The sequence below is a fragment of the Caballeronia sp. NCF2 genome, assembly GCF_023631205.1.
GTDB lineage: Bacteria > Pseudomonadota > Gammaproteobacteria > Burkholderiales > Burkholderiaceae > Caballeronia > Caballeronia zhejiangensis.
The window spans coordinates 22444-36984 of sequence record NZ_JALQDN010000030.1 but is presented as its reverse complement, the minus strand read 5'-3'; the positions used below and the strand labels follow the sequence as shown (position 1 = coordinate 36984).

General features: G+C 64.2%; 10 protein-coding genes and 1 riboswitch. Of the genes, 9 read left to right on the top strand and 1 reads right to left on the bottom strand.

What is annotated here, in order from left to right; all coding sequences use genetic code 11:
• Nucleotides 1–319: 319 nt before the first annotated feature.
• Both NCS02_RS12775 and NCS02_RS12770 read left to right on the top strand, forming a co-directional pair.
• Entirely contained in the window at nt 320–5023 is a 4704-nt protein-coding gene (locus tag NCS02_RS12775) for a glutamate synthase-related protein (RefSeq protein ID WP_250519787.1), read from the top strand.
• Between the two features lie 68 nt (nt 5024–5091).
• Complete coding sequence (locus tag NCS02_RS12770; RefSeq protein WP_008344103.1) at nt 5092–6558, top strand: glutamate synthase subunit beta; 1467 nt, start codon at nt 5092–5094, stop codon at nt 6556–6558.
• 69 nt (nt 6559–6627) lie between these two features.
• Here NCS02_RS12770 and NCS02_RS12765 read toward each other — a convergent pair whose 3' ends face one another.
• Nucleotides 6628–8370, bottom strand: a complete 1743-nt coding sequence (locus tag NCS02_RS12765) for an ABC transporter ATP-binding protein/permease (RefSeq protein WP_250523163.1) — start codon at nt 8368–8370, stop codon at nt 6628–6630.
• Nucleotides 8371–8601: 231 nt separating this feature from the next.
• A riboswitch (TPP riboswitch) is annotated at nt 8602–8726 on the top strand.
• A 187-nt stretch (nt 8727–8913) separates the two neighbouring features.
• Between NCS02_RS12765 and NCS02_RS12760 the strand changes: the two genes are divergently transcribed.
• The 7 genes from NCS02_RS12760 to mlaD all read left to right on the top strand — a co-directional run bounded on the left by NCS02_RS12760 (nt 8914) and on the right by mlaD (nt 14537).
• Entirely contained in the window at nt 8914–10056 is a 1143-nt protein-coding gene (locus NCS02_RS12760; protein WP_250459027.1) for an FAD-dependent oxidoreductase, read from the top strand.
• A 16-nt stretch (nt 10057–10072) separates the two neighbouring features.
• A complete protein-coding gene (thiS, locus tag NCS02_RS12755; RefSeq protein ID WP_175983054.1) occupies nt 10073–10270 on the top strand; it encodes a sulfur carrier protein ThiS in 198 nt (65 codons plus the stop codon).
• A gap of 23 nt (nt 10271–10293) precedes the next feature.
• Nucleotides 10294–11100: a thiazole synthase gene (locus tag NCS02_RS12750; RefSeq protein ID WP_008344109.1), complete on the top strand. Its 807-nt coding sequence runs from the start codon at nt 10294–10296 to the stop codon at nt 11098–11100.
• Nucleotides 11097–12170 (top strand): thiamine phosphate synthase, encoded by a 1074-nt coding sequence (gene thiE / locus NCS02_RS12745; protein WP_250519785.1) that lies wholly within the window; start codon nt 11097–11099, stop codon nt 12168–12170. The genes NCS02_RS12750 and thiE overlap by 4 nt, the downstream gene beginning before the upstream one ends.
• A gap of 97 nt (nt 12171–12267) precedes the next feature.
• Nucleotides 12268–13083: an ABC transporter ATP-binding protein gene (locus NCS02_RS12740; RefSeq protein ID WP_008344112.1), complete on the top strand. Its 816-nt coding sequence runs from the start codon at nt 12268–12270 to the stop codon at nt 13081–13083.
• Complete coding sequence (gene mlaE / locus NCS02_RS12735) at nt 13080–13847, top strand: lipid asymmetry maintenance ABC transporter permease subunit MlaE (RefSeq protein ID WP_008344114.1); 768 nt, start codon at nt 13080–13082, stop codon at nt 13845–13847. The genes NCS02_RS12740 and mlaE overlap by 4 nt, the downstream gene beginning before the upstream one ends.
• 93 nt (nt 13848–13940) lie before the next feature.
• On the top strand, nt 13941–14537 hold the full coding sequence (mlaD, locus tag NCS02_RS12730; RefSeq protein ID WP_239295404.1) for an outer membrane lipid asymmetry maintenance protein MlaD: 597 nt from the start codon (nt 13941–13943) through the stop codon (nt 14535–14537).
• Nucleotides 14538–14541: the final 4 nt, after the last annotated feature.

Genomic DNA, 14541 nt, shown 5'->3' with positions numbered 1-14541 from the left:
GGCGTTCCTGAAGCAAAAAACGAAACGGCGTCTCGAATTTTCCGAGTCTCGCCGTTTCTTTTTGACTGCCGGCGATGCGGCCCCAATATGTTGGGGCACATTTGCACCATATCGATAATCGGTGTCAGATCATCAAGTTTTATTTGCCATCGCTTTGATTCGTCGCGTATATTTCGATTTCCGGCAATTGCCGCGGTGCAGCGTGCCGCGCACGACCGTGCTTCGTGACACATCAAGTTGAAAGAAACCGTCGCAAGCGACAAGAAAATGGTTCAACGGCCGAGTCGATTCGGCCCCTCACAGTAGAGACGGTGTCCCCATGAACGATCATCAGCAGCCGGCAGCCGGTTCGCTTCCCGCCGCGCAGGGCATGTACGACCCTGCGAACGAACACGACGCGTGCGGCGTCGGTTTCGTCGCCCATATCAAGGGAAAAAAGAGCCACGAGATCATTCAGCAGGGTCTCAAGATTCTTGAGAATCTCGATCACCGCGGCGCGGTCGGCGCCGATCCGCTGATGGGCGACGGCGCCGGCATCCTCATTCAGGTGCCGGACGGCTTCTATCGCGAAGAAATGGCCAAGCAAGGCGTGACCTTGCCGCCTGCTGGCGAATACGGCGTCGGCATGATCTTCCTGCCGAAGGAGCACGCATCGCGTCTGGCATGCGAGCAGGAACTGGAGCGCACGGTCAAGGCCGAGGGCCAAGTCGTGCTCGGCTGGCGCGACGTGCCGGTCGATTCCACCATGCCGATTTCGCCGACCGTGAAGGCGAGCGAGCCGCTGATCCGCCAGATCTTCATCGGGCGCGGCAAGGACATCGTCGTGACGGACGCGCTCGAGCGCAAGCTGTACATCATCCGCAAGACGGCGAGCCATCGCATCCAGGCGTTGAAGCTCAAGCACGGCAAGGAATACTTCGTGCCGTCGATGTCGTCGCGCACGGTCGTCTACAAGGGTCTGCTGCTGGCCGGCCAGGTCGGCGTGTATTACCGCGATCTGCAGGACGAGCGCGTCGTGTCGGCGCTCGCGCTCGTGCACCAGCGCTTCTCGACGAACACGTTCCCCGCGTGGGAACTCGCGCACCCGTATCGCATGATCGCGCACAACGGTGAAATCAACACCGTGAAGGGCAACGTCAACTGGCTGAACGCGCGCACCGGCGCGATCGCGTCGTACGTGCTCGGCGACGATCTGCCGAAGCTCTGGCCGCTGATCTATCCGGGCCAGTCCGACACGGCTTCGTTCGACAACTGTCTCGAACTGCTCGTGATGGCCGGCTACCCGCTCGTCCACGCAATGATGATGATGATCCCGGAAGCGTGGGAACAGCACACGCTGATGGACGACAACCGCCGCGCGTTCTACGAATACCACGCCGCGATGATGGAACCGTGGGACGGCCCCGCCGCCATCGCGTTCACGGACGGCCGCCAGATCGGCGCGACGTTGGACCGTAACGGCCTGCGTCCGGCGCGCTATCTCGTCACCGACGACGATCTCGTGATCCTCGCGTCGGAATCCGGCGTGCTGCCTATTCCCGAGTCGAAGATCGTCAAGAAGTGGCGTCTGCAGCCGGGCAAGATGTTCCTGATCGACATGGAGCAGGGCCGCATCATCGAGGACAAGGAGTTGAAGGACAACCTGTCCAACGCGAAGCCGTACAAGAGCTGGATCGACGCGGTTCGCATCAAGCTCGACGAGATCGAGCCGAAGGCGGAAGACGTCGAAACGCAGCGCCGCGAAGCCGCCGCACTGCTGGACCGTCAGCAGGCGTTCGGCTACACGCAGGAAGACCTCAAGTTCCTGATGGCGCCGATGGCGCAATCGGGCGAAGAGGCCGTCGGCTCGATGGGCAACGACTCGCCGCTCGCGGTCATGTCCAACAAGAACAAGACGCTCTACAACTACTTCAAGCAGCTGTTCGCGCAGGTGACGAACCCGCCGATCGACCCGATCCGCGAAAACCTCGTCATGTCGCTCAACTCGTTCATCGGCCCGAAACCGAACCTGCTCGACACGACGAACATCAACCCGACGATGCGCCTCGAAGTGTCGCAGCCCGTGCTCGACTTCAAGGACATCGCGAAGATCCGCGCGATCGACAAGTACACCGGCGGCAAATTCAGCTCGTATGAGCTGAACATCTGCTATCCGGTGGCGTGGGGCAAGGAAGGCATCGAGGCGCGTATCGCGTCGCTGTGCGCGGAAGCCGTGGATGCCGTGCGCTCCGGCTACAACATCCTGATCGTGTCCGATCGCAAGATGGACCGCGACAACGTCGCGATCCCGGCGCTGCTCGCCACCTCCGCGATCCACTCGCATCTCGTCGCGCACGGTCTGCGCACGAGCACGGGTCTCGTCGTGGAAACGGGCTCGGCGCGCGAAACGCATCACTTCGCGCTGCTCGCGGGCTACGGCGCGGAAGCCGTTCACCCATACCTCGCGCTGGAAACGCTCGCCAACATGGCCGAAGGCCTGAAGGGCGATCTGTCGGCGGAGAAGGTCATCTACAACTTCACGAAGGCGGTCGGCAAGGGCCTGTTGAAGGTCATGTCGAAGATGGGCATTTCGACGTATATGTCCTACACCGGCGCGCAGATTTTCGAAGGCGTCGGCCTGTCGTCGGAACTCGTCGAGAAGTATTTCAAGGGCACGGCGACCAAGGTCGGCGGCATCGGCATCTTCGAAGTGGCGGAAGAAGCGATTCATCTGCATCGCGAAGCGTTCGGCGACAACCCGGTCCTCGCGAACATGCTCGACGCGGGCGGCGAATATGCGTATCGCGTGCGCGGCGAAGAGCACATGTGGACGCCGGATGCGATCGCCAAGCTGCAGCACTCGGCGCGCAGCAACTCGTATCAGACGTACAAGGAATACGCCCACATCATCAACGACCAGACGAAGCGTCACATGACGTTCCGCGGTCTGTTCGAGTTCAAGGTGTCGCCGTCGAAGGCGATTCCGCTCGATGAAGTCGAATCGGCGAAGGAAATCGTCAAGCGCTTTGCGACGGGCGCGATGTCGCTCGGCTCGATCAGCACGGAAGCGCACGCCACGCTCGCCGTCGCGATGAACCGCATCGGCGGCAAGTCGAACACGGGCGAAGGCGGCGAGGACGAAACGCGTTATCGCAACGAACTGCGCGGCATTCCGATCAAGAACGGCGACACGCTGCAATCGATCATCGGCAAGGAAGTCGTCACCGACATCCCGCTGAAGGAAGGCGATTCGCTGCGCTCGAAGATCAAGCAGGTCGCGTCGGGACGTTTCGGCGTGACGGCGGAGTATCTGTCGTCGGCGGACCAGATCCAGATCAAGATGGCGCAGGGCGCGAAGCCGGGCGAAGGCGGTCAGCTGCCGGGCCACAAGGTGTCCGAATACATCGGCAAGCTGCGTTATTCGGTGCCGGGCGTCGGCCTCATTTCGCCGCCGCCGCACCACGACATCTATTCGATCGAAGACCTCGCGCAACTCATTCACGATTTGAAGAACGTGAATTCGTCGTCGAGCATTTCGGTGAAGCTGGTGTCGGAAGTCGGTGTCGGCACGGTGGCCGCGGGCGTTGCGAAGGCGAAGGCGGATCACGTCGTGATCGCGGGTCATGACGGTGGCACGGGCGCATCGCCGCTGTCGTCGCTCAAGCACGCTGGCACGCCGTGGGAACTCGGCCTCGCCGAAACGCAGCAGACGCTGGTGCTGAACCGTCTGCGCGGGCGCATTCGCGTGCAGGCCGACGGTCAGATGAAAACCGGCCGCGACGTCGTGATCGGCGCGCTGCTCGGCGCGGACGAATTCGGCTTCGCGACGGCGCCGCTCGTCGTCGAAGGCTGCATCATGATGCGCAAGTGCCATCTGAACACGTGCCCGGTCGGCGTCGCGACGCAGGACCCGGTGCTGCGCGCGAAGTTCTCGGGCCAGCCGGAACACGTCGTCAACTTCTTCTTCTTCGTTGCGGAAGAAGTGCGCGAAATCATGGCGCAGTTCGGTATCCGCAAGTTCGACGACCTGATCGGCCGCGTCGATCTGCTCGACATGAAGAAGGGCATCGAGCACTGGAAGGCTAAGGGCCTCGACTTCTCGCGCATCTTCTATCAGGTGCCGGTGGGCGAAGACGTCGCGCGCAAGCACGTCGACGTGCAGGATCACGGTCTCGACAAGGCGCTCGATCACGTGCTGATCGAGAAGTCGAAGGCGGCGATCGAGAAGGGCGAGCATGTGTCGTTCATCCAGCCGGTGCGCAACGTGAATCGCACGGTCGGCGCGATGCTGTCCGGCCTCATCGCGAAGACGCACGGTCACGACGGCCTGCCCGACGACTCGATTCACATCCAGTTGAAGGGCACGGCGGGCCAGAGCTTTGGCGCGTTCCTCGCGAAGGGCGTGACGCTGGATCTCGTCGGCGACGGCAACGACTACGTCGGCAAGGGCCTGTCGGGCGGGCGCATCATCATTCGCCCGACCAACGACTTCCGCGGCAAGTCCGAGGAAAACATCATCTGCGGCAACACGGTGATGTACGGCGCGATCGAAGGCGAATCGTATTTCCGCGGCGTCGCGGGCGAGCGCTTCTGCGTGCGCAACTCGGGTGCGACGGCGGTCGTCGAAGGCACGGGCGATCACGGCTGCGAATACATGACGGGCGGCACGGTGGTCGTGCTCGGCGAGACGGGCCGCAACTTCGCGGCGGGCATGTCGGGCGGCATCGCGTTCGTGTACGACCCGGAAGGCGCGTTCGCCGGCAAGTGCAACAAGTCGATGGTCGCGCTCGATCCGGTGCTGCAGCAGGCCGAACAGGAGCGCACGGTGGATCGCACGCTGTGGCACGCCGGCAAGACCGACGAAGCGCTGCTCAAGGGGCTGATCGAGCGTCACTTCCAGTTCACCGGCTCGCCGCGCGCGAAGTCGCTGCTGGAAAACTGGGATTCGGCTCGCCGTCAGTTCGTCAAGGTGTTCCCGACCGAGTACCGTCGCGCGCTCACCGAAATGGGCGCGAAGAAGGGCAAGGAAGCGGTCGCGGCTTAAGCCTCGTTCAATCAGACAGACGCGCGCTCCGGGAGCGCCCGCGATCCTCACCAAATACAGAGAAAGAAATGGGCAAGGCAACCGGTTTTCTCGAGTTCGAACGCCGCCACGAGGCGTACGAAGCTCCGCTTACCCGCGTCAAGCATTACAAGGAATTCGTCGCCGCGCTGACCGATGAAGACGCGAAGGTTCAAGGCGCGCGCTGCATGGACTGCGGCATTCCGTTCTGCAACAACGGCTGCCCGGTCAACAACATCATTCCGGACTTCAACGATCTCGTGTTCCAGCAGGACTGGAAGAGCGCGATCAACGTGCTGCATTCGACCAACAACTTCCCGGAATTCACGGGCCGCATCTGCCCGGCGCCGTGCGAAGCGGCGTGCACATTGGGCATCAACGACGATCCGGTCGGCATCAAGTCGATCGAGCACGCGATCATCGACAAGGCTTTCGCCGAAGGCTGGGTCGTGCCGCAACCGCCGAAGCACAAGACGGGCAAGAAGGTCGCCGTCGTCGGTTCGGGGCCCGCGGGTCTCGCGGCCGCGCAGCAACTCGGACGCGCGGGCCATGAAGTCGTCGTGTTCGAGAAGAACGATCGCATCGGCGGTCTGCTGCGTTACGGCATCCCCGATTTCAAGCTGGAGAAGTGGCTGATCGATCGCCGCATGCGTCAGATGGAGGCGGAAGGCGTGTCGTTCCGCACGAACGTGTTCATCGGCAAGGATGCGCTGCCGGAATACATCGCGAATACGGCGAAGGAAACCATCACGCCCGACGAGCTGAAGGAACAGTTCGACGCGGTCGTGATCGCGGGCGGCTCGGAAACGCCGCGCGATCTGCCGGTGCCGGGGCGCGAGCTCGAAGGCATCTACTACGCGATGGAATTCCTGCCGCAGCAGAACAAGGTCAACGCGGGCGACAAGCTGCCGGATCAACTGCTCGCGAAGGGCAAGCATGTCGTCGTGATCGGCGGCGGCGATACGGGTTCGGATTGCGTGGGCACGTCGAATCGTCATGGCGCGAAGAGCGTGACGCAGTTCGAACTGCTCGCGCAGCCGCCCGAGGAAGAGAACAAGCCGCTCGTGTGGCCGTACTGGCCGATCAAGCTGCGTACGTCGTCGTCGCATGAAGAAGGTTGCGAGCGCGACTGGTCGGTTGCGACGAAGCGCTTCGAAGGCAAGAACGGCAAGGTCGAGAAGCTGATCGCCGTGCGCGTCGAGTGGAAGGGCGGCAAGATGCAGGAAGTGCCGGGTTCCGAGTTCGAGATGAAGGCCGATCTCGTGCTGCTCGCGATGGGCTTCACGCAGCCGGTGTCGCCGGTGCTGGATGCGTTCGGCGTCGAGAAGGATGCGCGCGGCAACGTGCGCGCCGCGACCGAAGGCGACAAGGCGTATTACACGTCGGTCGATAAAGTCTTCACCGCCGGCGATATGCGTCGCGGGCAGTCGCTGGTCGTCTGGGCGATTCGCGAAGGACGTCAGTGCGCACGATCGGTGGATGCGTATCTGATGGGATCGAGCGAGTTGCCGCGGTAAGCGTCGCTCGACGCTTCATGCAAAAAGGCCACGCAATCGCGTGGCCTTTTGCTTTTGAGCGCGGACGGGTCAAACCTCCGCCATCGCCCTCTCGATCTCGATCTTGTAATCATGGAACATCGCGACCGACTCGCGATGCGCCACGCTCACAATCGCCGCCTTCGGAAGCCGCTCGACCAGCATGTTGTAGATATGCATCTCGTTCTCGGCGTCGAGCGCGCTCGTGGCTTCGTCGAGGAACACGAAGTCCGGCTTGTGCAACAGCACGCGCGCGGCAGCAAGCCGTTGCTGCTCGCCCGGCGACAGACTCCGCGCCCAATGCGCGCTTTCCTCCAGCCGATCCGCATACGCCTCGAGATTGCACAGACGCAGCGCGTCGCGCGACTCTTCATCACTGAACGTTCCGCCCGCCGACGGATACGAAAGCGCCGCGCGCAACGTGCCGATCGGCAGATAACTCATCTGCGGGACGAACATCATCTTCGCGTCGACGGGCGCGTCGATCGTGCCGTCGCCGAACGGCCAAAGACCCGCGAGCGCGCGCATCAACGTGCTCTTGCCCGAGCCCGATGGACCGACGACCAGCCAGCGCGAACCCGGCTCGATCGACACGTTCGCCACGCGCGAAAGCGGCGTGCCGTTGGGCAGCGCGAGCATGAGCCCGTTCGTCGTGAGCGACGGCGTGCTCGTGTAGTGCAGGTTGATGCCGCCGCGCTCCGTCGCCGGCGACGTTTCTTCGCGGATATGCGTCGAGCGCATCACGCGCTTGAATTCGCGCAGACGATTCACGGTCGCGCGCCATTCGACCAACGTCGAATAACTGTTGATGAACCACGAAAACGAATCGCTGACCGTGCCGAACGCCGATGAAATCTGCATCAGCACGCCGAACGAAAACGCGCCCGCGAAGTAGCGCGGCGCGGCGACCATGATCGGGAAAATGATCGCGATCTGCCCGTAGAACGACAGCACGAAGGTCATGCGCTTCGTGTACTTCATGATCAACCACCAGTTGTCGCGAATGCGCTGGAAGATGGTCTTTGCGTTCGCCGTTTCGGTCGCGATGCCGTCATAAAACGCAATCTGTTCGGCGTTCTCGCGCACGCGGATCAGGCCGAAACGGAAATCGGCCTCGACCTTCTGCTGCTGATAGTTGATCGACACGAGCGGATGCCCGACCTTCTGGATGATCAGCGAGCCGAGAATCGCGTAGAGCGCGGCGGCCCAGACCATATAGCCCGGAATCGTGATCGGCGTGCCGCCGAGCGAGAAGGTCAGCGCGCCCGCGATGGTCCAGAGAATCGTGATGAAAGTGACGAGCGTGACGAGCGTCGAAAGCAGATCGAGCGAGAGCGAAAGCGTGGTGGTGGCGAAGGATTGCAGGTCGTCGGAAATACGCTGGTCGGGGTTGTCGGCGAGGCGGTCGCGCTCGATGCGGTAGAACGCCTTGTCACCGAGCCATTGTTCCAGAAAGCGGTTGGTGAGCCATTGACGCCAGCGAAACGCGAGCATCTGCCGCAGATATCGACCGTACACCGCGAGCAGGATGTACGCGAACGCGAGGCCCGTGAAGATCAGCAGCAGATGCGGAAAGTCCTTGACGTTCTTGTTCTGCAGCGCGTTGTAGAAGTCGGCGTTCCAGCTGTTGAGCCGGACGTTGATCCACACAACGGTCATGTTGATCGCGATGATCGCGACGAGAAGGCCCCACGCGAAGCCGCGCTCCTCCGACACCCAGTAGGGCTTGATGAGGCTCCACGCCGAGACTTCGTCGGCCTTCTGCTGCGTGCTTTCGGTATGGGTGTTGGTCATGAGCTTCCTGCTGATGCGCCTCGTGGCGCCCGATTGTTACGTCCGCGGCCGGGCCGCGCGCGGCGTTTTCCGGCTCCGCAGATTGTTCCGGGGTTCGCTTAACGCTCACTTAATTTCGGGCGATCGTCCTGCGAACCATGTTCGCGGCATTGTGCCAGAGTGCCGCCGCGCACGATAAAAGGCGGGGAATCCCGGTTTGCAGCGCCTTCGCCTTTCATGTTTTAATGACCCTCGACGAAACAGGGGTGCTTCGCGTGCATCGGCGGCCGGAACGGTCGGCAGCGCGGCGAGGCTGAGAGAGACCCTTTGCACCCGATCCGGGTAATACCGGCGAGGGAAGTTTCCGGAGACCGCGCGAGCCTCGCGCCATTCCTCCAGTCTCTTCCAGTCCTTTCTTCGCGCCCGGCGCGCTTCATGCGCTGCCGAGCCGGTCTCTCCCGCTGATTTCGTCCTCGTGATGTGGCGCCGCGCCAGCACGATCGGGATCGCGTCTTTCGTCTCCATCGTGCAGCGCAGCGTTACGCGTATGGAGACATCGAATTGATGAACAGAATCGATCAGGGCGCCGCGCGCCGGCCGGATTTCGCCGTCGTCGGCGGCGGGCTCGTCGGACGGCTCGTCGCCTGGCAACTCGCGGGCGCGGGCCACGACGTCGCGCTTTACGAACGCGGCGACGCCGCCGGCACACAGTCGGCCGCGTGGGTCGCCGCCGCCATGCTCGCGCCGCTCGCGGAAGCGGCGAGCGCGGAGCCGCTCGTCGTCGGGCTGGGGGCGGCATCGCTCGAACGCTGGCCTGAACTCATCGCGCAATTGCCCGAGCCGGTTTTCTTTCAGCGCAACGGCACGCTCGTCGTCTGGCACGGCGCGGATCGCGCCGAAGCGCCGCTCTTCGAACGCCGTCTCAAGGCCAATTCGCCCGCCGATCTGCTCGACGGCGGCTTCGTCAAGCTCGCGGGCGCGCAAGTCGCGCAAGCCGAGCCGGCGCTCGGAACGCGCTTCGCGCAGGGCTGGCTGCTGCCGAACGAAGGCCAACTCGACAACCGTCAGGCGCTTGGCGCGCTCGCCGCCGGACTTGCCGCGCGCGGCGTGCGTACGCACTGGAACACCGCCGTCGATGCGATGCCCGACGCGCGCTGGATCATCGATTGCCGCGGCCTCGGCGGGAAGCCCGCGTGGCCCGCGCTGCGCGGCATTCGCGGCGAAGTCGCGCGCGTGCACGCGCCGGGCATCGGGCTGACGCGGCCGGTGCGGCTCTTGCATCCGCGCTATCCGCTCTACATCGCGCCGAAGGAGAACGATCTCTACGTGATCGGCGCGACGGAAGTCGAGGGCGAGGACATGTCGCCCGTGAGCGTACGTTCGGCGCTCGAGCTGCTGAGCGCCGCGTTCGCGGTGCATCCGGGTTTCGGCGAGGCGCGCATCCTCGAACTGAACTCGCATTGCCGGCCGACCTTGCCGGATCACCGGCCGGCGATCGTCTGGGACGGGGCGCGGACCTTGCGCGTGAACGGCTTGTACCGGCACGGCTTCATGATCGCGCCCGAAGTCGCGGATGCCGCGTGCCGTCTCGCCGACGCGCTCGCTTCCGGCGATATCGCCGATGCCGAGGCCTTCTCCGATTTCCGCAGCGCCGCGCGCTGGCCCGAACTGCTGCACGGCGAGTTCGCGGTTGCGCCAGCGCTCTAGTCATCAGGAAACAACCATGAACATCCACATCAATCAGCGCGTCTTCGATTTGCCCGACGCCACCACCGTCACCGACGCGCTCGCCGCGTTCGGCGCGAAACCGCCGTTCGCGGTCGCGCTGAACGGCCAGTTCGTCGCGCGCGGCGAACACGCCACGAAAACGCTCGTCGCCGGCGACAAGCTCGACGTCGTGTCGCCCGTCGCGGGCGGCTGAACTCCGAACCGAAGGATCGAACCATGACCATTTCCACCGCCGACGTCCTCACGCTCTACGGCGAGACGTTTCCGAGCCGCGTGCTGCTCGGCACGTCGCGTTATCCGTCGCTGCAATCGCTTTCCGACTCCATCGACGCCGCTCGGCCGGGCATGGTCACGGTCGCGCTGCGCCGTCAGTCGGAGACCGGGGAAGCCGGCTTCTTCGATGTGCTCAAGCGCCACGGCGTCGCGCTTTTGCCGAACACGGCGGGCTGCCAGAGCGTCGACGAGGTGCTGACGACCGCGCACATGGCGCGCGAAGTGTTCGAGACGCCGTGGATCAAACTGGAATTGATCGGCGACGACTACACGCTGCAGCCCGATCCGATCGGCCTCGTCGAAGCGGCGGCCAAGCTGATCCGCGATGGCTTCAAGGTGCTGCCTTACTGCACGGAAGATCTCGTCATCGGCCGGCGTCTGCTCGATGCCGGCTGCGAAGCGCTGATGCCGTGGGGCGCGCCCATCGGCACGGGCAAGGGCGTGACGAATCCATACGGGCTGCGCACCTTGCGCGAGCGTCTGCCGGATGTGCCGCTGATCGTCGATGCCGGTCTCGGCGTGCCGTCGCATGCGTGTCAGGTGATGGAATGGGGCTTCGATGGCGTGCTGCTCAACACGGCCGTCTCGCAGGCAACCTTCCCGCCGCAGATGGCGCGCGCGTTCGCGCTCGGCGTCGAAGCGGGGCGCACCGCGTTCCTCGCGGGCCCCATGGCCGAGCGCGACAGCGCGCAGGCGAGCACGCCGGTCGTCGGCATGCCGTTCTGGCATCAGGACGGAGGCGCGGCATGAGCTTGTTGAATCGTGAAGTGTTCTGGCCGCCGGCGGACGAGCTGACTGAAGTCGCCGAGCGGATTCGCGCGCGTCTCGGCGAATGGCCCGCGGCGGAAACGCGCTGGCGCATCTGCCTGACCGCGCCGGAATCGCCGCAGGCGAGCGACATCATCGTGTTCAACGAGCCGCACGATGTGGCCGCGAACGGCGCCGCGGCAATCCTCGAAGCGCATGGCGATCGCGTCACGCTGCGTCGTGGCGACGAGCGTTTCGCGCTCGAAGGCGAATGGTCGGATGATTGGCTTTCCGCGCTCGCCGCCTTCCTCGACTGCAATTTCGAGCCGCACGACGCGCTGACGCTCGCGCTCGCCTGGCGCGCGGGCGATGAGAACAAGGACGACGCGTGGCCCGTCGATTTCGCGACGTTTCCGCGCGTCGCCGATCTGCCCGCCGCGCCCGAAGGCGGATTCCCGGCGTGCCCCGATCGGCTCGGCCTGTATCCGGTGCTGCCGAGCGCCGACTGGGTCGAGCGCGTGCTCGATCTCGGCGTCCGCACGACGCAACTGCGCCGCAAAACCGCCGACGCCGCCGACTTGCAGCGCGAAATCTCGCGCTCGGTCGAGGCGGGACGTCGGCATGACGCACAGGTTTTCATCAACGATCATTGGCGCGAGGCGATTGCGGCGGGCGCGTACGGCGTGCACCTCGGACAGGAAGACGTGCAGACGGCCGACCTGAGCGCCATCGCGAAAGCCGGCGTGCGGCTCGGTCTGTCGACGCACGGCTATTACGAGATGTTGCGCGCGCTGCACTTCAAGCCGAGCTACCTTGCGCTCGGCGCCGTCTTCCCGACCACGACGAAAGTCATGCCGACCAAGCCGCAAGGGTTGGCGCGCCTGTCGCGCTACGTGCAACTGCTGTCGGGGCGGGTGCCGCTTGTCGCCATTGGTGGAATCGACGCCAAGGCGATGCCGGGCGTGCTGGAAACCGGCGTGCTCAGCGCGGCGGTCGTGCGCGCGGTCACCGAGGCACCGGACACAGCCGCGGCGGTTTTGTCACTGCAAAAAATGTTCGCAGGTCAACGGTGAAAAGTCCCAAAAGCAAGGGGATACACGCCTAGGCAAAGCACCGATTGCGCGCAGGCCCTATAATTCGGCCTCTTGCGCCAACGGAATCTCTTACCCAGTGCCTGCTTTCTCCGAGACTCTGCTAGAGCTACGCGACGTCGACTTCGGCTACGGCGACCGGCTCGTCCTGTCGAACCTGAACATGCGATTCACGCGTGGGCAGGTGGTCGCGGTCATGGGCGGCTCAGGCTGCGGCAAAACCACGACCTTGCGTCTGGTCGGCGGTCTCGTGAAGGCGAGTCGCGGCAAAGTCATGTTCGACGGACAGGACGTCGGCGCCCAGACGCGCGACGGTCTGTACGCGCTGCGCCGGAAGATGGGCATGCTGTTCCAGTTCGGCGCGTTGTTCACCGACCAGACGGTGTTCGAGAACGTCGCGTTCCCGCTGCGCGAACACACGGACCTTCCGGAAGCGCTGATCCGCGATCTCGTGCTGATGAAGCTGAACGCGGTCGGCCTGCGCGGCGCGCGCGATCTCGCGCCGTCGGAGATTTCGGGCGGCATGGCGCGCCGCGTGGCGCTCGCCCGCGCAATCGCGCTCGATCCCCAGTTGATGATGTACGACGAGCCGTTCGCCGGCCTCGATCCCATTTCGCTCGGCATCACGGCGCAGCTCATCCGCACGATCAACGACGCGCTCGGCGCAACGTCCATTCTCGTTACGCACGACGTACCGGAATCCTTCGCGATCGCGGACTACGTGTATTTCATCGCGAACGGCGGCATTCACGCCGAAGGCACGCCGGCGCAACTGCGCGCATCGCAGGATCCGACCGTGCGCCAGTTCATCGACGGCACGCCCGACGGCCCATTCAAGTTCCACTATGCGAGCACGCCGCTCGCCGCAGATTTCGGCATCGGAGGGCAGGCATGATCAGCGCGCTCGGACGCTGGGTGCTCGACGGTTTCGGCACCGCAGGCTACGCAACGCGCATGTTCCTGCGCCTCGTGGTCGAATTTTTTCCGCTGTTGCGCCGCCCGCGCCTCGTCACGAAACAGATCCACTTCGTCGGCAATTATTCGCTCGTCATCATCGCGGTGTCGGGTTTGTTCGTCGGCTTCGTGCTCGGCTTGCAGGGCTATTACACGCTGAGCCGCTACGGTTCGGAACAGGCGCTCGGGCTTCTGGTGGCGCTCTCGCTCGTGCGCGAGCTCGGGCCGGTCGTCACGGCGCTACTGTTCGCGGGGCGCGCGGGCACGTCGCTGACCGCCGAAATCGGCTTGATGAAAGCCGGCGAGCAACTCACCGCAATGGAAATGATGGCGGTCGATCCGCTCAAGGTGGTCGTCGCGCCGCGCATGTGGGCGGGCATCGTCGCCATGCCGGTGCTGGCGGCCATTTTCAGCGCGGTCGGCATCATCGGCGGCTACGTCGTCGGCGTGATGCTGATCGGCGTCGATCCGGGCGCGTTCTGGTCGCAGATGCAAGGCGGCGTGGACGTGTGGCGCGATGTCGGGAACGGCGTCATCAAGAGCATCGTGTTCGGCTTCGCGGTGACGTTCATCGCGTTGTTCCAGGGATACGAAGCACGGCCAACGCCCGAAGGCGTGTCGCGCGCGACGACGAAAACGGTCGTATATGCGTCGCTCGCCGTGCTCGGGCTCGATTTCCTGCTCACCGCACTGATGTTCAGCTAATGAACCAAGCGCAGGCGCCGCACGAGGCGCAGGCGTTGTGAAGGGCACAGACCGTCACGCGCCATCTGCGAAAAGATTCTCTTTGGGAAGACGATGAAAAAGACTGCTCTCGACTTTTGGGTCGGCCTCTTCGTGGTGCTCGGTTTCGTGGCGCTGCTCTTTCTCGCGCTGAAGGCGGGCAACATGAGCTCCCTGTCGTTCCAGCAAACCTACGCGGTGAAACTGAAGTTCGACAACATCGGCGGACTGAAGGCGCGCGCGCCCGTGAAGAGCGCGGGCGTGACGGTCGGGCGCGTCGGCAGCATCGGCTTCGATGCGAACACGTATCAGGCCGTGGTCACGATCGATATCGACAAGCAGTATCAGTTTCCGAAGGATTCGTCCGCGAAGATCCTGACTTCCGGCTTGCTCGGCGAGCAATACATCGGCCTCGAGCCGGGCGGCGACGATCAGATGCTCAAGAACGGCGACACCATCACGATGACGCAATCGGCCGTGGTGCTCGAAAACCTGATCGGCCAGTTCCTCTACAACAAGGCGGCGGATTCGGGCGCCTCGAAATCGTCGGGGGCGCCGGCTGTGCCCGAGCCCGCACCCGCGCCGGCTTTCCCGGGCGCGGCGAGCGCGATGGGCGCATCGGGTGCGGCGGGCGCGGCAGGTGCGAGCGCCGCATCGGCCGCCGCTCAATAAGGAG